Below are 19,253 nucleotides of genomic sequence, written 5' to 3'. Positions count from 1 at the left end.
TCTAACTATCACTCTCAGTTAGGACGCAACCAATAATCTCGATCTTATTGGCGTTGAATTGTTCTTTTAAAGAGGCGAGCCCTTTTACAGGCGTTTTATCTTTTTGAACAACAAGTAATACGCCTTTGGTTCTGGAGGCGATAAATTGCGCATCCATCGCCGTCTCTAGCTTTGATGTCGCATATATTACGACATCAAATTGAGACTCTAATTGTTGAAATAATTGACCAAATGCGTCTCTTGATAATAATTCTTGAGGATTTGGTGCCGCTGTGCCTGAATTTAATACTGATAAATCGCGAAGGTCTGCGATCTTTTGAATGCACGAAAGGTCAGTGCGGCCTGCAAGTAAATCACTTAGTCCTGAATTATTTTTTAGGCCAAATAGATTGGATTTACTATTTGATCGCAAATTCGCATCAACGAATAAGGTTCGTTCGCCTAATTGAGAAAATACGACGGCTAAATTTGCAGCTAATAAATCACTCGCACTATCGGAATCATAAGAAGAAATGGCAATTGATTTATGACCATTCTCCATCCATCTTAAAATGATTTGGCTTCGCAAGCTGCGTAAAGTCTCTACCCTCGAATCAAATGGTGAATATGCAGCAACCAGACTTTCATCTACTGTACTTTGGCCGGATAAGAGATATGGATATTCAAATTGTTGTGATAAAACATCTTGTATATCGCTTTCCGTAATTAATCCTAATTTTATTGCTGCCTCACCAAAGCGCAACCCACTCTCTTTTTGCAATTGCAAGATTTTTTCTGCTTGGCTTGTATTAATTTTTCCACTGTCAAGTAATTGCTGGCCGATATTTCCTTTTGCCAAACTTGGCAAAACTTGAATTTCATTATTACTCATGCTTTCACTCCGTATAGGCGAGCCAATCTATATTTTTTAGCCTTAGGTTGGATCAAATCGGCCAATACAACTAAATCCAGCACATTTTCAATATCATGTTTGGTTCGCACTCGACGATCTAATAATTCAGCTAACATAGCAAAACCTATTGCTAATAATGCCCCTACAAATACAGCCAACACCATATTGAGTGGTGTATTTGGCTTTGAGTGATTGATCGGCTCTGACGCTGATTTGATAATTGAAATATTACTTTGATCTAATCGGCTTTCGAGCATAGTTTGACTGAAGCGCTGCAAAGCTTGATCGTAGCTACGCTGTGCATTATCTACATTACGAAGCAATACATCGATGGCTGCGCGCTGCGATTTCAAATCGAGAACTTTCTCTTTTTGTGCCAGTAATGCTGAATTCAGTGCTGCTTGACGTGAGGCTGAGTTACCTGCTGCGCTGCTCAGACCACCAGCATATTGCCCCATGAATTCGTTTAATTGACTGCGTGTTGCATTAAGTTCAGCCATTGCCTGCTGATTATGTGGATGGTTTGGACCATTTTTTTCAGAAAGCTGCTGATATTTTGCTTCTTGAGCGGCTAGTTGCCCTTTCAGCTGTTGAATAAGTGGATGATTTAATACATCGGGCGCTATTGTGCCACCGCGTGTGCGGGACTGAGCATCAAAGGTTTGTGTTTGTGCACCTACGACTTGACTCGATAATTCATTAAGCCGTTGAGTTTCTACATCTAAGCGCTCATCGGAACCGACGATGCCATGTGTTTGCTGATACTCAGAAAGTTTATTTTGCGCCAGCTCTAAATTTCGCTGTAATGTTTTCAATTGCTCTTGAAAAAAAACATTATTTTGTTGGGCTGCGGCAATTTTATTATCTATCGTGGTACGGATATAAGCTTGAGCAAAGTTATTGGCGAGCGTTGCAGCAAACTTAGGGTCTGCGGCCGTGTAATTTAGTGTAATAACATTACTTTCACTACTAGGAATTACATTTAAGCCTCGAAGTAAAGACTCAGCAAACCAGCTACGAATTTCACCCTTGCCTTGGGTTGCAGCCATAAATTGCGCTTGCGCTTCTGGCAATTTAGCAAATCCCAAAGTATCTACCACTTTGAGAGCAGTATTTTGGCTGGTAATCATATCCACCTGTGTGGCCATAAAGCTTGGCGCCATATACCCAGCTATAGGCTGACCTGTGACGGGGTCAGCGGCTTTCACATCAATAGCTAATGCAGCTTCTGCGGTGTATTGCTTCGGTAGCGATAAGCTAACAAGCAGCGTTACGAGCATAACCGTAAAAAATACAGATATCGCGATCCATTTTCTTGCTCGCAATATATTTAAAAATTGTTCTAAAGTCATCGAATTTACTCAGCAATGTAGGGTGCGGTTAAAACAAACTTTCCTGCACGAAAACGGTGTCATTTTCCTGAATTAAGTCGGTGAGTTTTGCTGCAATTTTTTCTACTTGACCATCTGCTGCAACACGGTGAATTTGGAGGTTACGGTGGGAGGCGCGTTGATTAAATCCACCCGCTACAGATAGCGCTTGCATCATGGTCATTTTTGGCTCTAAGCGAAAAACACCGGGACGAGCCACTTCACCGTACACATAAAATTGCTGCGCTCTTGGAATGTATACCGTGTCGCCATTTTTGATTTGAATTAGACGTTTTTCTGGATTTGATAATTGAGTCAATATACTTAAGCGATATTCAATACGTTCTTCACCACGCAAAATCACAATGGTGTCGCCGCCAGCAGGGCTGATACCGCCCGCGATGGCAAGCAAATCGATGATATTGGTGGCACTATCGAGCGCATAACGGCCGGGCTTGTTCACTTCGCCCAATACTGCAACGCGTTGGCTGCGGTATTGCACGATCAATACATTCACATTGGGCTTTTTAATGAAATTGCCTTCCGTTAATTTTTTGGCTATGAGTGCCTCTGCTTGGGTGTAATCCAAACCGTACAGTTTGACCTCACCAATCAATGGAAATGCCAAACCACCTTCATTATTGAGCTGAACTTCTGTCGTTAAATCTGGATGGTCGTAAACTTGGATTTTCACCACGTCACCCGCCCCCAAGACATACTCACCCTGTGGCTTTGCCCATGAGGCAGAAGCCAGCAGGCTGAGCAAGCTAAAGCACAGCAGTAAGCCTATTTTTTTCATCATTATTTAAGCCCCTTCAATCCGGCCTTAAGGCTGTCATCGGTTGCCGATGCATTACTCGCTCCGGCAACGGGTGCTTGAGCTGGAGCGGAGGCAAATTTTTGTAGATATTCAATCTTGGCTGCCGCTTGCAATGCTTTTAATTTAGCTTTTGCGTTTTCTTGTGCGTTGTTCGTGCTTAGATAGCGCTTGATCATCGGCTCTGCTTCCGTTGGGCTAACTGGCCCAGGAGTACTAGCTTTCAGTTGCAACAGCACCATTTTGTCGCCTTCATTCATTGCCAAAATATCGCCTTGATTCATAGCGGCAAACTTGGGCAACATTGGCATCGGCAATTGCTCTGCAGAACGGTTGCTCTCATTGCTTTCAAATTGAATACCGGCGGCATCTAGTACCGACTTCACTTGCATCGGGGTCGTGGCGGTATCTAATTGTTTTGCGATGACGTCGCTATATTTGTCTTTAGCAAAAGCAAACATGACGAATTCGTAAGTTTTTCGGTCGGCAAACAAGCCTGGATTTTTGGCATAAAACTCATCCACAGCTGCTTTTGTTGGCTCAGCAGGCTTGCCAATCACTCGCTCAGCAGCCGCTTGCGCTAAGATTTGGCGCTTAGATGCTTCAATAGCTTGAACAATTTTGGGATCACGATCTAATTTCAGTTCGGTTGCTTTTTCGACTAATAATTCTTGATCAATCAGCTGATCTAAAATTTGCTGCTTTTGTTCTGGGCTGGCGCTTGGTGCTTGCGCTAATACAAAATTAAGCTGATGCACGGTAATTTCGGCATCATTCACTTTAGCCAATACTTGGCTAGGGGACTTTTTCTCTTCTTTGCCACCACAAGCAGTCAAAACGAGTACGGCTGAAATTGCGAGTACGATAGGGCTTAATTTATTCATTTTTGAATCCTTAAATTACTGTTCAAAAAAAATTTCTAAAATGCGTTTTTATCTCTAAACATGCTAGTGGCGGTCATCCAGATAATTTTTATATCTAGCCAGACCGACCAGTTCCTTAAATAATCTAAATCGTAGGCAATACGCCCTTCCATCTTGTCTAGCGTATCGGTTTCACCGCGGAAACCATTGACTTGCGCCCAGCCCGTGATTCCAGGCTTGACCATATGGCGAATCATGTAACCTTTAATGAGTTTTCTATATTGCTCATTGTGAGCATTAGCATGCGGCCGTGGGCCGACAATACTCATTTTGCCTTCCAATACATTGATAAATTGCGGCAATTCATCCAGTGAAGTTTTACGAATAAAGCCACCAATCGGTGTTAATCGAACATCATTCTTGGTGGCTTGAATGACTTTATCGCCGTTTTCCATCACCGTCATCGAGCGAAATTTATACACCAAGACACTCTGACCATCTTCACCATAGCGTTTTTGCTTAAAGAAAATCGGCCCAGGTGAAGTCAACTTAACAGCGATTGAAACGGCCAGAAGTACCGGCCAAATCAAAGCCAAAATCATCAGCGATAATACGATATCGCTGATACGCTTCACTACACCGCTTAGCCCCAAAAATGGACTTTCACAAATCGCGACCACGGGCAAACCGGCAACATGATCAAAACGGGCATTAATTAAATCAAAAACAAACAAGTCCGGTACAAAATAAACTGATGCCGTGCTGTCTTTCAGGCAATCCAAAATCGCCATCACGCGCGGCTGAGCAGTCATTGGTAGTGTGATATAAATCTGCTGCACATTATGTCTGCTAACGAACTCAGGAAAGGCGGTGAGATCACCAATAATTTCTTTTTTATTGATATCGCCCAAGCGCGAGGATTCACGATCCTCAAAAAACCCCAAAAAGTTCATTTTTAAATATGAATACGTTTGGATGTTTTTTGCCAACGCTTGGCCTGGTGTGTTCGCACCGATAATGACGACGTTTTTGATATCTTGCTTACCAGGGTGCAGCACAAACAAGCGAAATAACAAATGCGTAGAGACCAGCACCAGCGGTGCGCTGATCGCCCATGCGACAAAATAAGGAGGGTGTATATAAGCGTTAAACCCAGAGACCATGCCAATTAAATACAGGGTGACTAGAACAGCAAACCATTCGATTGCAAAACGCCCCAAGCCCAGTAAAGGCCTAGAGTACCCTGGCACAAACAAAAATACGCCATCAAGCATAACTGCCGTGAGCAAAAACGTCAGCACGGCCATCAACACCAATACACCATCATGCGCAATTGCAAAGGGTATGGTTAAAGCATAGAGCGTAGCTACCGCAAGAAACGGGTCTAAAAATAGCTTAAAGAATCCAATGACCGGAGATGAATTACTAAACTCACGAAAACGGTCACCCAGCAAGCTGGGCTGGCGCAAAGCTTGATCTTGTTCTGTGCTTGCTTTCAAACTGAGTCGTTCAGGGACATCTTGGTGCAAAACGGGCTTTTCCTATTGGTTTAAAGTTTAAAAATTATATTTAAGAGAGACGCCAATTTGTTCATCGCTGTAATCAAATTGGTTTATTTTTTCATCCCTATTTTCAAACTGCACATACGATCTGATCAACATACTGCGCAGTATTTTGTAGTCATACGACAATTGATATGTGTCGTAGATTGAATCTTGAGTACGCAAACCATTCGATGTTTCTGTCTCTACTTGGCGATAGTTGTAGCGCGCCCCAAACTTGGATTTATCAGAAAACTGCCAATCCGCAGCAATATAAGCGTTACGCTCTAAATCACGCCCCACAAAATTACTACCGAATGAATCAAAGTTTTGCCCTGCGCCGGTGCTAAGCGTTGTTTTTGCGGTGGCTTTCCAGACTAAATCAATGGCTCCGGTTGGCTTTGTGCTCTTTTGCCCGTTGAAGTCCGATTTCCATTGGGTGTAGCCCGCCGTTACATTGGCATTAAATTTTGCTGTCACGGGCCAATTGAGACCCAAACTGGTATTTTGTTCGGTATATCCCCGCAAATCAGCAGGAATAATGAAATTCTCATCGTATTTGTGTTCTAACCAATTGTGCAGCAAGGTCAGTGCAAATCCTCGATCTGAGGTGTATCGCACGCCAGCACCCAAGTTGCGATTATTCGCATTTTGGTATTTGCGTACATCATGGTCTTCTTGCACGTATGCCGCATTGGCAATCAACGCCCAATTACTGAGCAGTTGATAATTCGCACTCCAGCTCACACGGTTTGTTTGTACGGTATCAACGACTGAGGTACGCACATCGTCAAAAGAAGACAGGGCATTACTCGTAGAGGCTGCTAAATTACCGCTCCACTGATTACCCACCACCCAATTCCAGCCCAAGCCCAAATCCCAAGCGGGGCCATTGAGCTCATCAAAAACTAAGTAATTGCTATATGAAACTTGTGCGGTGGCATACACATTTTGCCGACTTAGCGGTAAATCGATGCGACCACCAAGGCCCGTTGTGATGCTCGAATCACTTTTTTGTTGGTGTCTGCGGGTTGAGTTATTTTCTTGCTGATCCGACAACCGGAATACGTTTGAATCGTATACATAGGCAAGATCAGCGAATAATTTAACCGTATCTTCCTGATCGTACGCGGCTTGCGAGTTGCCAATCGTAAGTACGCTCAAAAAAATAAGTTTGTTTTTAAACATTAACATCAAATCCAGTTGCTGAGATTGTGAACAATAGTCGATCTTAATTCTACTACAATTTTATTTCAATTTAGTTTCATTTTACAACCCAACCATCAGCAAATAATGATTTAATAATTAACTATTTGCTAATACTTGGAAAAGGTGCTGATTTGGTCATACCGATGATTCTACCAGCAGCATTGCTAACTCGAATTTATGCAACTAAGCCACTTCGTTACCATCTGCTAAAATAAACTTACAATCACTCAAAAAACGGCAAAGAAGCTAGCAACAGTCTTTTGATTTTTCACCACATTGCATATGATATATCATATACTTATTACTCATTTTATATTTTTTAAAATTACTTATAAAATTGAAAATCACTTTAAAATAAAATACTAATATACCTAGATTAAAACTCATACTAAATCTGCTCACGGATGTTCATGCAGTAAGATATGAATTATCGCTTCTTTTTTAACATCTATTATTTTCAATTCGTAATGAGTGCTGTCCAATGTTGCAACTTATTTCTTCTGTATTTTTAGTTCTTTTATGCTTGCAATCTCACGCATCGATTCTTCAGCAACAGGTTGTCGTTGATGCGCCCGCCATCTCCGTACTTGCAGGCAAGCAGGACAATGGCAATGTCGCGATTGAGCAACTGTTTACTGCAAATACAACTCAGGCACAGGATATTTTAGCTAGCAGCACACCATTGAGTAGCTCCACTTTGTTCGGTGGTTCAAAGCAAGGAGGGACACCATCTGCATTCAGTTTTCCTGATACACTGACCACACCACCGAAACCTATTGCGCCCCCTACTGCTACGATTCCTCCTCCAATAATACCTGCCGTACCTGAGCCAGAAACCTATGCACTAATGGCAATTGGGCTAACTGGTTTGCTTCTCGCACGCCGCAAGCGCGCGTATCACGCACAGAAAAACCAATCACGCACCGAGTAGGCAATAAAAAACCCAAAGATTAATTCTTTGGGTTTTTGTTTTTTTAAAGCTTAAATTAACGACGCGCCATGCACGTATCAAACCGCCACTTCACTCGATTCGCAAACCATTCCGTTGTCAACTTGCGGCTGATTTTTGGGCTTTTTAGATCAATCTGTGGCATCGCAGCACGAGCGTGGGTTTGGCCATTTTTTTCGATGAGCGCAAAGGTTTTCTTGTATAGCTCGCTCTGAGCAAAAGCAGCGAGCTTTTCTTGCTTCAAATCTCGCAAGATGGCGTCTTGGCTCATGCCTAGCTTGCCACTTAAGCCATATACCGCTGTCTGCGTGCCACTGACCCCGGTGGGTACGCCGCCGCTATATCGAAGCAAATCACCATCAAGCACCAGCTCTTGCCCTGTCAATTTGCTTACCACTTGTTGGTAAGCCACATTGCGGCTGGCATAACGCCCAGCATTAAAATCAGCAAAGCGGTACACCATATCGGTATATGGCGCGGGGTATTGCAGCAGAATGGCTACACCGAAATACGTCCCCCCTCTACGGGTAAAGACTTCATTGCGCACACTGCCTTTCATCGCATAGGGATAAGGCCACGCTTTCACGTGCCCTTGCGCAAATTCAACACTAACTTGCATCGGGCCCCCGGTGCGAATTGGGTTTTTCATATTCAGTGGTAACTTTAGTTTTTCAGCTTCATCCGCTAAATCCTCGAATAAATTATTCATCTCGCGCTCTGTACGTAGCGTATCAATACGCTCTTTGTAACTTCGGCCGGTTGGCGATGTTTTTAACAGCGCCGTCTGCACAGCAATCAAGGGAATATGATATTTCTCGGCTCGTTCACCAATCGCACTCCAGACGATCTTTGGTAGACCGGGCACCGTTGGGTCACCTTGCCAGCTCGACTCTTGCTCTATCGTTGCTGCAGCAGCGCAGAAATATTCAGCAGTGTAGGGTAATTTCAGCGCAGTAAACGCATCCAAAATATCCGCATTCCAACCCGCTCGGTCTGGCATTTTTGGTGGCAGCAGTTGATTCAATAAGGCTCGCGCTTCATTAGTAGTCAGCGAAGACTTTGGGCTAGGCGTTGCTACTGGCGTAGGTGTTGGACTTGGCTCTACACGAACCTGCGGTATTGGACTGGTTAGTGGTATTGGCGTAACCGCAACAACAGGCGTAGCTGTCACCTGCGGAGTCGGCACGGGGCTTGTACTGGGCGTAGCACACCCGACTAAAACACCACCGAAACTGATTGCTGCCAGACTACGTAAAGACATGAGCTAAACCTTTTTTGCTTAATCGCGTAGCTTAAAAAAACTTCCCACGAACAGCAAGCAATAATACAAACCGTTACCTCACAGCATGGGAAAGTTCAGTCTCCGCTCGATTTAAGTTGAATTTTCAACTAAATCAATGACTTAATGTCATCAAACATCACCATTCAAATCATCAGTAGTTTCACTATCGCGATTTCTAGCACTAGGGATGTAGTGTATTTATTTTCACTACACAAATTTGATATAAATCAAATTCCTTGTGCTGATTACGGTTTAGCATGGCCGTATTGATGATTTATTCATCACCGATCTGATACGCAAGGATTGCGGAGGCGCTATGAGTAAGGTTTTAGTAGTAGGCAGTATCAATATGGATTTAGTCGCTCAAGTCGACCAATTCCCTCGTTTGGGCGAGACCTTGTTTGGTCGGTCTTTTAAAACCTACCACGGTGGCAAAGGCGCGAATCAAGCGGTCGCTGCTTCGCGTTTGGGTGCTGAAGTCACGATGATAGGCCGTGTGGGTGACGATGCGTTTGGACAAGAATTGACAGCATCACTCATCGCCGAAGGCGTCAATACCGAATGGATCCAGCGTAGCGCCAATACCACCAGCGGCATTGCGATGATTACGCTCGCAGGCAGCGATAACGCGATTATTGTCGTGCCAGGTGCTAATGCTGATTTATCAGTTGAAGATCTACTTGCAGCCGAAAATGCATTCCGAGACTGTGATGTGGTGATTGCCCAGTTTGAATCGCCACTCGCCACCATCGAGATGGCCGCGCAATTGGCACAAAGCCACGGCAAGCCGTTCATTCTGAACCCTGCTCCAGCGATGCCACTCTCTCCAGCATTACTGGCTCAAGTGGCGCTACTAACACCGAATGAATTTGAACTCAGCATCGCACTCGGTACGCCAGAGAACGAATGGCAAGCAGCGCTACAACAATATCCTGGCCAAATCCTCATGACCGCAGGTAAAGACGGCGTTTGGTACACCACTGAAAGCGGTGAATTGCGTCAACAAACAAGCTTCAACGTGAACGCGGTCGACACTACCGGTGCTGGCGATACGTTTAATGGTGCATTGGCTGCATTTTGGCATTTGGGATTAAGCGAAGCCAGCCGCATAGCCTGCGCTGCCGGCGCTTTGTCGGTAACGCGTGCAGGAGCACAAGGCGGGATGCCAACTTTAGCTGAACTCAATTCGTTTTTAGCTGGAGACACAAAATGAAAAAGCTCGGTCATCTTAATCGCGACATCAGTCGCATTCTTGCCAGCATGGGGCATACCGATTGCATCGTCATTGCCGATTGCGGGCTACCGATTCCACCGCATGTGGAGTGCATTGACCTATCTCTTGGTCGTGGTACGCCATCGTATTTTGCGGTACTCAACAGCATCTTGGAAGATTTCCAAGTCGAGCGCGCGGTATTGGCGAGCGAATGCCAAAGCCAAAATCCAGCCGTGGCTGCGCAAGCGCAAACCCTGTCAGGCGTTACCGTTGAATTTGTGCCACACAGCGAATTCAAGCAGCTCACCCAGCAAGCACGAGCAATTATCCGCACCGGCGAAGCCAGCCCTTACGCCAATATCGTGCTGTATTCCGGCGTGATTTTTTAGGGGATGACGATGTTGATTAAAACCAATTGCATCGAGAATGTACTTACCCCGATTCAGTTACCGCACGTAATTAGTTAGGAGACGGCGATGTTGATCAAAATGAGTGGCATCAGCAAGGCTTTTGGCCCCGTCAAAGTACTCGAAGGCGTCGAGTTTTCGGTTGATCGCGGTGAGGTACACGCGCTAATGGGTGAAAATGGCGCGGGAAAATCCACACTAATGAAGATCCTTTGTGGGGTGTATCAAGCTGATAGCGGCAGTATTGCTGTCGATGGGAAAGATACCCAAATAAAAAATACAGTCGATGCCGAAAAGCTCGGTATCGCCATCATTCACCAAGAACTCAACCTGATTCCCCAGTTATCGGTGATGGAGAATATGTTTTTAGGACGTGAGCCGCAACGGTTTGGCGTTATTAATACGATCAAAATGCGCGCTGATTGTCTGGAATACCTCAAATTACTCGGCATTGAAAATCTCGATCCTGATGTCGAAGCGGGCAGCTTATCCATCGGCCAACAGCAAATGGTCGAAATCGCTAAGGCGCTCTCGCTCAATGCGCAAACCCTGATTATGGATGAGCCCACTGCCGCCCTGTCAGAACGCGAAACCGAAAAGCTGTTTGAGATTATTGCCGACTTGAAATCCCGTGGCGTGGCGATTGTGTATGTGTCGCACCGCATGGAAGAAATCTTCAAAGTCTGCGACAAGATATCAGTACTACGCGACGGGCAATTTGTTGGCGAGCGAGAAATCGTTAAAACCAGCTTTGATGAAATCGTCCGCATGATGGTGGGCCGTGAAATTGGCGAACGCTTCCCGACTCGAAATGCCACCTTGGGTGACATTCGTCTCAAGGTCAGCGGTTTAGCCGATGCCAGCATTAGCAATATCAATTTTGAAGTGCGCGCTGGTGAGGTACTTGGCATCGCAGGTTTGATGGGTGCAGGTCGCAGCGAAATTCTGAAAACCATTTTTGGTATCAACCACAAAGTCTCGGGCGATATTGAACTAGATGGTGTTGCTCTACACGTTAAAAAACCAAGCGATGCGATTGCTGCTGGCATTGGTTTTGTCACTGAAGATCGTAAAAGCCAAGGCTTGGTACTGGGCTTGTCGGTCAGAGAAAACGCGACCCTAGCCAATTTATCTCGTTACGCCCGTTTTGGGGTCATCAATCAAACACAGCAAATGAGTGTGGTGCAAAACGAAATTGATCGAATGCACATCCGTACTCGCGACGCCGAGCTGGAAGTGAAATCGCTTTCCGGTGGTAATCAGCAAAAAGTGGTGTTTGCCAAATGGCTTGGCATTGCACCAAAAGTGCTGTTTTTAGATGAACCGACACGCGGTGTCGATGTGGGCGGCAAGGCTGAAATTTACCAAATTATCAACGAACTAGCTCAGTCGGGCGTCGCCATTGTGATGGTGTCGTCTGAACTGCCCGAAGTTTTAGCAATGAGCGATCGTATTCTCGTTATGCATCAAGGCCAACAGGCAGGGATTTTTGCCCAAGCCAGCGCCGAAACCATCATGACTGCAGCAACTGGAGGTTTGAAATGAACGTACAACACAAGGCCACATTACAAAAACTCGGCCCCTTCTTGGCACTCTTGGTATTGGCGACCGGCCTCGCGATTACCAGCCCTGACTTTTTAACCATGGGCAATTTACTCAATGTATTCCGTCAAGTTTCGATCAATGCGCTGATTGCCTTTGGTATGACATTAGTCATTTTGCTCGGCGGGATTGATTTGTCAGTGGGTTCAATCTTGGCGCTGTCGTCGGTCTTGACGGCGCTGATGCTCAGTCACGGTATTGATCCGATTGTCGCCACTAGCGTTGGTATTTTGGCCGGTGCCGGCATGGGTATGCTGAACGGGCTGGTCATTAGCAAGGGTAAAGTCGCTCCATTTATTGCCACGCTCGGCATGATGACGATTTTGCGTGGCCTGTCTTTGGTGTTTTCTGAAGGCCGCCCGATTACCGGCTTAAACAGTGACTTCTTTGCCATGCTTGGCGGTGGTTATGTCGCAGGCATCATTCCCGTTCCTGTGATCATTATGTTGGTGATGTTTGGTATTTTCTGGTTTGTATTGAAGAACACCGTTTTTGGTCGCCACGTCTACGCCGTTGGTGGCAACGAAGAAGCATCTCGTCTTTCTGGCATCAACACCGACAGTATTAAAATCTGGGTGTACACCTTGTCGGGCGCCATGGCTGCTACCGCAGGGATGATTTTGACCTCACGTTTAAATTCCGCTCAACCCACAGCGGGCACTGGCTATGAACTGGATGCAATTGCCGCAGTCGTGCTCGGCGGAACGAGCTTAACAGGTGGCCGTGGCTGGATTTTCGGCACCTTGGTCGGCGCGCTGTTGATCGGGATTTTGAATAACGGCTTGAACTTGCTCGGTGTGTCTTCGTTTTACCAACAAGTCATCAAAGGCGTTGTGATTTTGCTGGCCGTATTACTGGATCGCGCCAATAAAAATAAGTGATGTATCGCCTTGTAAAGAATAATTAGCAGTGCATAAGTAGCAATACCCCTTAGTTTTACTTTTCGTTAAAATTATTTGGAGTCAATCATGAAACGCATTCTTTCACCACTTTTAGTCGGTCTACTCGCAACAGGCCTGATCGCCTGCTCAAAACAAGGCCCAGATACCCAAGCCGCCAGCGAACCGGCAGCCGCCGCAGCGGGCGCGCCACTCAGTATTGGCTTGGCGATTTCCACACAAAATAATCCGTTCTTTGTTGCTCTGCGTGATGGCGCAGATGCCGAAGCGAAAGCCCAAGGCGTTAAACTCATCACCGTCGATGCGCAAGACGATTCGGCCAAGCAAATCTCGAATATCGAAGATTTGATTCAGAAAAAAGTCCAAGTCATTTTGATTAATCCTGCCGATTCAGATGCCGTTGCTGGCGTCGTCAAAGAAGCACTGAAAGCGGGCATCAAAGTTGTTTCTCTCGATCGCAGCGTGAATGGCGCTGAAGTCAACGCGCACATTGCATCAGACAATATCGCTGGTGGCAAAATGGCTGGTGAATTCTTGCTCGAGAAAATCGGCGGCAAAGGCAATATTGTTGAGCTAGAAGGCATTCCTGGCTCATCGGCAGCGCGTGAACGCGGTCAAGGTTTTCACGCTGTCGTTGATGGTAAAGCGGACGTGAAATTAGTCGCTAAACAAGCGGCGGATTTTGACCGTGCGAAAGGCCTCACCGTGATGGAAAACATTCTGCAAGGCAATAAAGACGTGAAAGGCGTGTTTGCACATAACGACGAAATGGCTCTCGGCGCGTTCAAAGCGATTGAAGCGGCAGGGCTGAAAAACGTCGTTGTCGTTGGTTTTGATGCAACACCGGATGCAGTTAAAGCCGTAAAAGCCGGTCAATTAGCGGCGACAGTGCAACAAAAACCTGAGTTAATCGGTAAAATGGGCGTTGATACCGCCATTAAACTCAGCAAAGGCGAAGCAGTGGACAAGTTCATTCCAGTTCCACTTGATCTTGTAAAACAGTAATATTGAAGTCAAGCAACAGAAACAGCCGATGTGCGAGCATCGGCTTTTTTATGGGATAAAAATGAGTCTTTACCAACGCCTCACCATCGCAGATATTGCCAAACTGGCTGGCGTCTCAAAAACCACCGCCAGCATGGTACTCAATGGTCGCGCCGAACAATATCGTATTGCCGCCAGTACGGTCGAGCGCGTGCGGCAAGTTGCTGCCGAGCATCACTTTCAGCCGTCCACATCGGCACGTTTATTGCGCTCACGGCGCAGCGAAACCCTAGGCTTGGTAATCCCAGAGCTGAGCAATTTGGCCCACGCCCTACTCGCGCAAACACTAGAAGCACTGTGCCGCGAAGCGGGGTTTCAACTCTTTATTATGTGCAGCAACGATCAAGCTGAATTGGAAACCAAAGCGGTTGAGCAATTACTGGCCCGCCAAGTCGATGGCTTAATGCTGGTGCCTTGCAGTAATAACGCCAAACTCTATGCCAAATGGAGCAAACGACTGCCCTTGGTACTAGTCGATCGGCGTGTTATCGATAGCAATCTACCGTTTGTGGTCACCAATGCAGAAGAACAAGTCTTCACGCTGATCGCACAAACCTTGGCGCAAGGCGTCAATGAAATCGCCTATTTTGGTGGTCAAGTGGCTTTATCACCGAGTGTCGATCGTTTAAGCGGCTATCAACGAGCATGGCAGAGTGTTGGCAAAACGCCCGATGCAAATCTCATTTTTCACCGCGATTATCAGCAGCAAAGTGGTTATGCCATGATGGCAGATTGCTTCAAACAATTAGGGCGCTACCCCGAAGCGGTCTTTGCCGCCTCAATTTCATTGCTAGAGGGCGCGCTCGCCTTCATTAACGAACACGATCAGTTCAAAGTCGTTCCGCAGCATTTATTGTGTTTTGATGATCACCGCCTGCTCGATTACATGCCGCATCCAATAAATTCCATTGTGCAAGACAGCGCCCAGCTGGCCCAGCACAGCTTAAGTCGTATCATGGCGCTGCTAGCCAGCGAATCCATTGAGTCGGCATGGATACCCGCACGCATAAATTGGCGACAAAAACCGCGATGACTGTTGCTAAGGACAAAATACCTGTATAGTGTAGGGCTGTTCGTGAACCGCCCTTCCTTGTATGGGCCGTTATACGTAGGTAAATAAGTTGCTCCGCGCCTTGTTTACAGCAAATTAGCCTATGTCCGGCATCTGATCGTTCGCAAGTTCGGCTATTCCCGCATAGATCATACTCCCGCATTTCGGGAGACTGCCGACCGCGCCCCATTGGGAATTTGCAGCGGCAGGCACCGTATTAATTGCTTATGTGCAAGAACTGGAAAAGTAAATGTCAAAAGAAGACGTTGTAGAAATGGAAGGTGTAGTAGCCGAGGTTTATCCGGATACTCGCTTTCGTGTGACCCTCACAAACGGTATCGAAATCACGGCTTATGCCTCAGGTAAAATCCGTAAAAACCACATCCGCATTATTGCGGGTGACCGAGTGACTGTTGAAATGTCACCGTACGACTTAACCAAAGGCCGTGTGAGCTTCCGCCACAAAGACGACCGCCCTGCGCCAGCACGGAATAACCAATTCCGTCGTCGTTAATACCTATGGGTATATTGCCATAGCCATTACTTAACAATGGCTAGCGAGCAATACATCAATAACGAGCCTTCAAGGCTCGTTTTTTTATGCGCAAAACTTTAGCAAGCATAAACCACAGACATAAAAAAACCCGATCAACAGATCGGGTTTTTTGAGGGCTTGCTTAAGTCGCCAAGCCACGTGACTCTAAGTATTCCTCGTAGCCACCCAAGAAGTGATGGAAAGTGCCATCACCATTGAGCTCTAGAATTTGCGTTGCCAATGACGATACAAACACACGGTCATGCGACACAAAAATCAAAGTGCCTTTGTACAAGTCCAAAGCCATATTGAGCGACTCGATTGACTCCATATCCATGTGATTGGTAGGTTCGTCCATCAACAGCACATTCGGCGTTTGCAAAATCAGTTTACCGTACAACATACGGCCTTTCTCACCACCAGACAAAACTTTGACTGATTTTTTTACATCATCGCCAGAGAACAAAAGACGACCAAGAATACCGCGAATCACTTGCTCTTCAACACCAGGCTCAGACCATTGACGCATCCAATCAAACAAAGTCATGTCTTCAGCGAAATCTTCTTCATGATCCTGAGCAAAATAACCTACATCGGCTTTTTCCGCCCACTTCACCGTACCTGCATCCGGCTTCAGCACACCCACCAACATTTTCATCAATGTTGACTTACCCACACCGTTACCACCGATGATGGCGAGTTTATTACCCGCTTCAAAGATAAAGTTCAGACTTTGAATCAGCGGCTTGTCGAATGATTTTGACAAATTCGTCAATTCAAACGCTTGGCGATGCAGTTTTTGCTTATCTTCTACATCAAAACGAATATATGGATTTTGACGGCTCGACGGTTTTACTTCGACCATGCCATCTTTAATCTTATCAGCCAGCTTCAAACGGCTTGTAGCTTGACGGCTTTTCGATTTATTCGCGGCAAAACGCTGCGCAAAGGCTTGCAACTCAGCAACGCGCTCTTTAGCCTTGCTGTTATCCGTCAAAGTGCGTTCACGCGCTTGCGTCGAAGCCAGCATGTAATCGTCGTAGGTGCCTGGATAAATACGAATTTCGCCGTAATCCACGTCAGCAATATGCGTGCACACTTGGTTCAAGAAGTGACGGTCATGGGAAATGATAATCATCGTTGAATCACGTTGATTCAGCGTATCTTCCAACCATTGAATCGTGTGAATATCCAAGTTATTGGTCGGCTCGTCGAGCAACAATACATCGGGATTCGAGAACAAGGCCTGCGCGAGCAAAACACGCAACTTCCAACCTGGCGCAACATCCGACATCGGGCCGTTGTGCAATTCAATCGGAATGCCAGCCCCCATCAGCAGAGCACCTGCACGGGCTTCGGCAGTGTAGCCGTCATACTCAGCCACTTTACCTTCAAGCTCAGCAGCGTGCATATAATCGTCTTCGGTCGCTTCTAAGTTAGCGTAAATCGCATCACGCTCATGAATCGCCGCCCACAATTCACCATGCCCCATCATGACCACGTCAATGACACGCAGATCTTCAAAGGCAAATTGATCTTGCTTTAACTTACCCAAGCGAATACCTGGATCAAGCGCCACATTACCAGCAGTCGGCTCTAAATCACCGCCCAGGATTTTCATGAAGGTTGATTTGCCGCAGCCATTTGCGCCAATCAAACCATAGCGATTACCATCGCCAAACTTAACAGATACCTTCTCAAATAGCGGCTTAGCGCCAAACTGCATCGTAATGCCATTCGAACTAATCATTGTCTTTTGGGCCTTCTCGCCTACATGTTAATGCCAGCAAGGTGTAAGATGTTAGGGTTAGTTCACCACTCAGAATCGAGCATGGAACTCTTCATCGCGTATTTTAACACATTGCCCCCACACAAAAATCACCTGAGTAAAAGTGCCACCCCTACTCCAGTAAAAAATGCGGCCATCTTCACAAAAAATACAACGAATACAACGATTTAATGCTTATTCCTTGCTCGATAGCAGGGCAACCGTTTATCTTTACAGTATAAAATATTAAATAGCATACGACGTAGCCAGGAAAACCACCACAATGTTTGATTTCAAAAGTCTCATCAGCGCCATCCTCGGCAATAGCAAGAACGAGGGTGTCTACGATTTAAAATCAGCCACAGTGATGATGAAAGAGCTGCCAGAGAGCGATATTTTGCAAGCGCAGATCGAAATCATCAAAGCATTGCAGCAAATCAACAGCAATCCGCGTACCAATATCAAAGAACGCTTTAAAACCATTCCCTATCTCGATGAGAAAGCGCGTAGCCTGCAAGATCACTTAGTCGCCATCTATCAAGGAAATGCACTGGACGACGGCGCAACTCCCAAGCAAGTGCTCCCTACTCTATTAGCGTTCTGGAATGATATGGGCGATGGCTACCGCCTTTGTATTAAACAAGCCACGCAAAATGCGCCACGCGGACTCGACAAAGAACTACAACTCTTTACGCTACGTGGATTAATGTACTTTTCCGAACAAGCGCGCTGGGCCTACCTGCGTTACATGGAAATGGACAGCCGCACTTGGCGCAATTTGAATCGCCTCTACTTATTTGCCGAACAAAAAGGCTTTGCCACACAACCGCTGCAGCCCTACCCGAATGCCGAAATCACCGACATTCGACGTGAATTCATGCAATTGCTAATGCTGTCGTTGGCTATTCCAGAAAAACTACAACCCGCACAAATCGATCTAGTCACCCAATGGCTAAAACGCTGGGCCAGTCGTGTCGATCTAGAAAGCCAAATAAAACCCAATCGCCAGCTGTTTGCAATCAATATTGCAGGCTCTACGCCACCAAAGCGCCTGCGTCGTGACATGGTTGGTGAAAATTGGCGCTATTGGTTTACTGAAACCTTAACGCTACACATCAAAGAAACCATAGAAAAACTGCAACAAGGCGAAGACCCCGTTGAACTTGGTTTACCAGCAGAATCAAATCAAGCCGCCAATATCGATTTAATGCAACACCTCATTAACCTTTGGTCGCGCGACACGCCAGCCCCAGTTCGTAAAGCAGAGCGCCACTCAACGCAAAAAACCATAAAAGTCACCTGCGGCTTAGATGATGTGATTGGACATCTTCGTGGAGATACAGCTACCGACACTCATTCACGCTGGAGCATCGATAACGAAAGCACCACCGGTATTGGTGTGAATTATCAAACCACCCGAGATGATGAACTACAAGTCGGAGAAATTATTGGTCTAGACGGCGTGGGAATGAATCCAGTGTCGGTCGGTATTGTTCGCCGTATCACTAAAAAACGCGATGGCCAAGTGAATGTGGGGATCGAAACTATTTCACAAACGCCAATTATCGTTGAGCTCACACCGCTACTTGGCAACCGCAGCTTTTTTGGTGTGTATTCACCAGAAAATACATCAATTAATCAAAGCCGCTTCCTAGTCCTGCCACAGGCTTTTTTTGCCGACAATCGTGAGTTCCGCCTAGCCGCGCAAGGCAAGAGTTATCGCATTCGTCTTTCGCCTGCAATCGAACATACGGCTAACGCATCACTGGCTAATTTTGCTGTTTTAGAAAAATTATAAGATTTATTACAAA

At 46.0% G+C, this 19,253-nt stretch carries 17 protein-coding genes; 9 read left to right on the top strand and 8 right to left on the bottom strand.

Annotated features, from left to right (window positions below; all coding sequences use genetic code 11):
- Window position 1 precedes the first annotated feature (1 nt).
- The 6 genes from epsG to K4H28_RS02030 are packed head-to-tail and all read right to left on the bottom strand — an operon-like array spanning window position 2 to window position 6,671.
- Window positions 2-871 (bottom strand): chain length determinant protein tyrosine kinase EpsG, encoded by an 870-nt coding sequence (gene epsG / locus K4H28_RS02055; RefSeq protein WP_221006635.1) that lies wholly within the window; start codon window positions 869-871, stop codon window positions 2-4.
- Window positions 868-2,244 carry a chain length determinant protein EpsF gene (gene epsF, locus K4H28_RS02050; protein ID WP_221006633.1) on the bottom strand — a complete coding sequence of 459 codons (1,377 nt, stop codon included), beginning with the start codon at window positions 2,242-2,244 and terminating at the stop codon, window positions 868-870. The genes epsG and epsF overlap by 4 nt, the downstream gene beginning before the upstream one ends.
- A gap of 28 nt (window positions 2,245-2,272) precedes the next feature.
- Window positions 2,273-3,064, bottom strand: a complete 792-nt coding sequence (epsE, locus tag K4H28_RS02045) for a polysaccharide export protein EpsE (protein WP_221006632.1) — start codon at window positions 3,062-3,064, stop codon at window positions 2,273-2,275.
- The gene (locus tag K4H28_RS02040) at window positions 3,064-3,963 is read right to left on the bottom strand and encodes an EpsD family peptidyl-prolyl cis-trans isomerase (protein WP_221006630.1); all 900 of its coding nucleotides are present in this window, start codon (window positions 3,961-3,963) and stop codon (window positions 3,064-3,066) included. Before K4H28_RS02040 ends, epsE begins: the two co-directional genes overlap by 1 nt.
- A gap of 35 nt (window positions 3,964-3,998) precedes the next feature.
- Window positions 3,999-5,471, bottom strand: a complete 1,473-nt coding sequence (locus K4H28_RS02035) for an undecaprenyl-phosphate glucose phosphotransferase (RefSeq protein ID WP_221006627.1) — start codon at window positions 5,469-5,471, stop codon at window positions 3,999-4,001.
- 27 nt (window positions 5,472-5,498) lie between these two features.
- Window positions 5,499-6,671, bottom strand: a complete 1,173-nt coding sequence (locus K4H28_RS02030; RefSeq protein ID WP_221006626.1) for an outer membrane beta-barrel protein — start codon at window positions 6,669-6,671, stop codon at window positions 5,499-5,501.
- A gap of 502 nt (window positions 6,672-7,173) precedes the next feature.
- Between K4H28_RS02030 and K4H28_RS02025 the strand changes: the two genes are divergently transcribed.
- The gene (locus K4H28_RS02025; RefSeq protein WP_221006625.1) at window positions 7,174-7,623 is read left to right on the top strand and encodes a PEP-CTERM sorting domain-containing protein; all 450 of its coding nucleotides are present in this window, start codon (window positions 7,174-7,176) and stop codon (window positions 7,621-7,623) included.
- 55 nt (window positions 7,624-7,678) lie between these two features.
- On the opposite strand, the gene K4H28_RS02020 is transcribed toward K4H28_RS02025, so the two are convergent.
- Entirely contained in the window at window positions 7,679-8,902 is a 1,224-nt protein-coding gene (locus K4H28_RS02020) for a DUF1615 domain-containing protein (RefSeq protein WP_221006624.1), read from the bottom strand.
- 337 nt (window positions 8,903-9,239) lie between these two features.
- Here K4H28_RS02020 and rbsK point away from each other — a divergent pair, with 337 nt between their 5' ends.
- The 7 genes from rbsK to infA all read left to right on the top strand — a co-directional run bounded on the left by rbsK (window position 9,240) and on the right by infA (window position 15,653).
- Complete coding sequence (rbsK, locus tag K4H28_RS02015; protein ID WP_221006623.1) at window positions 9,240-10,136, top strand: ribokinase; 897 nt, start codon at window positions 9,240-9,242, stop codon at window positions 10,134-10,136.
- A complete protein-coding gene (gene rbsD / locus K4H28_RS02010) occupies window positions 10,133-10,525 on the top strand; it encodes a D-ribose pyranase (protein ID WP_221006622.1) in 393 nt (130 codons plus the stop codon). The genes rbsK and rbsD overlap by 4 nt, the downstream gene beginning before the upstream one ends.
- An 87-nt stretch (window positions 10,526-10,612) precedes the next feature.
- On the top strand, window positions 10,613-12,088 hold the full coding sequence (locus K4H28_RS02005; protein WP_221006621.1) for a sugar ABC transporter ATP-binding protein: 1,476 nt from the start codon (window positions 10,613-10,615) through the stop codon (window positions 12,086-12,088).
- Window positions 12,085-13,026 (top strand): ABC transporter permease, encoded by a 942-nt coding sequence (locus K4H28_RS02000; RefSeq protein WP_221006619.1) that lies wholly within the window; start codon window positions 12,085-12,087, stop codon window positions 13,024-13,026. Before K4H28_RS02005 ends, K4H28_RS02000 begins: the two co-directional genes overlap by 4 nt.
- A gap of 87 nt (window positions 13,027-13,113) precedes the next feature.
- Window positions 13,114-14,049: a ribose ABC transporter substrate-binding protein RbsB gene (gene rbsB / locus K4H28_RS01995; protein ID WP_221006617.1), complete on the top strand. Its 936-nt coding sequence runs from the start codon at window positions 13,114-13,116 to the stop codon at window positions 14,047-14,049.
- Window positions 14,050-14,110: 61 nt separating this feature from the next.
- Window positions 14,111-15,121, top strand: a complete 1,011-nt coding sequence (locus K4H28_RS01990) for a LacI family DNA-binding transcriptional regulator (RefSeq protein WP_221006615.1) — start codon at window positions 14,111-14,113, stop codon at window positions 15,119-15,121.
- Window positions 15,122-15,389: 268 nt separating this feature from the next.
- Window positions 15,390-15,653, top strand: a complete 264-nt coding sequence (gene infA, locus K4H28_RS01985; protein ID WP_027469097.1) for a translation initiation factor IF-1 — start codon at window positions 15,390-15,392, stop codon at window positions 15,651-15,653.
- A 163-nt stretch (window positions 15,654-15,816) separates the two neighbouring features.
- Here infA and K4H28_RS01980 read toward each other — a convergent pair whose 3' ends face one another.
- Entirely contained in the window at window positions 15,817-17,424 is a 1,608-nt protein-coding gene (locus tag K4H28_RS01980; RefSeq protein WP_221006614.1) for an ABC-F family ATPase, read from the bottom strand.
- Between the two features lie 301 nt (window positions 17,425-17,725).
- Between K4H28_RS01980 and K4H28_RS01975 the strand changes: the two genes are divergently transcribed.
- The gene (locus K4H28_RS01975; RefSeq protein WP_221006612.1) at window positions 17,726-19,240 is read left to right on the top strand and encodes a cyclic-di-GMP receptor FimW-related protein; all 1,515 of its coding nucleotides are present in this window, start codon (window positions 17,726-17,728) and stop codon (window positions 19,238-19,240) included.
- Window positions 19,241-19,253: the final 13 nt, after the last annotated feature.

This window comes from Deefgea tanakiae, from assembly GCF_019665765.1.
Classification (GTDB): domain Bacteria; phylum Pseudomonadota; class Gammaproteobacteria; order Burkholderiales; family Chitinibacteraceae; genus Deefgea; species Deefgea tanakiae.
This window is presented reverse-complemented; position numbering and strand designations above follow the sequence as displayed.

Coding starts and splice junctions, on each gene's coding strand:
- K4H28_RS01980 (WP_221006614.1), bottom strand. CDS start 17,424: ATGATTAGTTCGAATGGCATTACGATGCAGTTTGGCGCTAAGCCGCTA.
- rbsB (WP_221006617.1), top strand. CDS start 13,114: ATGAAACGCATTCTTTCACCACTTTTAGTCGGTCTACTCGCAACAGGC.
- K4H28_RS01990 (WP_221006615.1), top strand. CDS start 14,111: ATGAGTCTTTACCAACGCCTCACCATCGCAGATATTGCCAAACTGGCT.
- rbsD (WP_221006622.1), top strand. CDS start 10,133: ATGAAAAAGCTCGGTCATCTTAATCGCGACATCAGTCGCATTCTTGCC.
- K4H28_RS02025 (WP_221006625.1), top strand. CDS start 7,174: ATGTTGCAACTTATTTCTTCTGTATTTTTAGTTCTTTTATGCTTGCAA.
- K4H28_RS01975 (WP_221006612.1), top strand. CDS start 17,726: ATGTTTGATTTCAAAAGTCTCATCAGCGCCATCCTCGGCAATAGCAAG.
- epsE (WP_221006632.1), bottom strand. CDS start 3,064: ATGATGAAAAAAATAGGCTTACTGCTGTGCTTTAGCTTGCTCAGCCTG.
- K4H28_RS02005 (WP_221006621.1), top strand. CDS start 10,613: ATGTTGATCAAAATGAGTGGCATCAGCAAGGCTTTTGGCCCCGTCAAA.
- rbsK (WP_221006623.1), top strand. CDS start 9,240: ATGAGTAAGGTTTTAGTAGTAGGCAGTATCAATATGGATTTAGTCGCT.
- epsG (WP_221006635.1), bottom strand. CDS start 871: ATGAGTAATAATGAAATTCAAGTTTTGCCAAGTTTGGCAAAAGGAAAT.
- K4H28_RS02040 (WP_221006630.1), bottom strand. CDS start 3,963: ATGAATAAATTAAGCCCTATCGTACTCGCAATTTCAGCCGTACTCGTT.
- infA (WP_027469097.1), top strand. CDS start 15,390: ATGTCAAAAGAAGACGTTGTAGAAATGGAAGGTGTAGTAGCCGAGGTT.
- K4H28_RS02020 (WP_221006624.1), bottom strand. CDS start 8,902: ATGTCTTTACGTAGTCTGGCAGCAATCAGTTTCGGTGGTGTTTTAGTC.
- K4H28_RS02030 (WP_221006626.1), bottom strand. CDS start 6,671: ATGTTTAAAAACAAACTTATTTTTTTGAGCGTACTTACGATTGGCAAC.
- K4H28_RS02000 (WP_221006619.1), top strand. CDS start 12,085: ATGAACGTACAACACAAGGCCACATTACAAAAACTCGGCCCCTTCTTG.
- epsF (WP_221006633.1), bottom strand. CDS start 2,244: ATGACTTTAGAACAATTTTTAAATATATTGCGAGCAAGAAAATGGATC.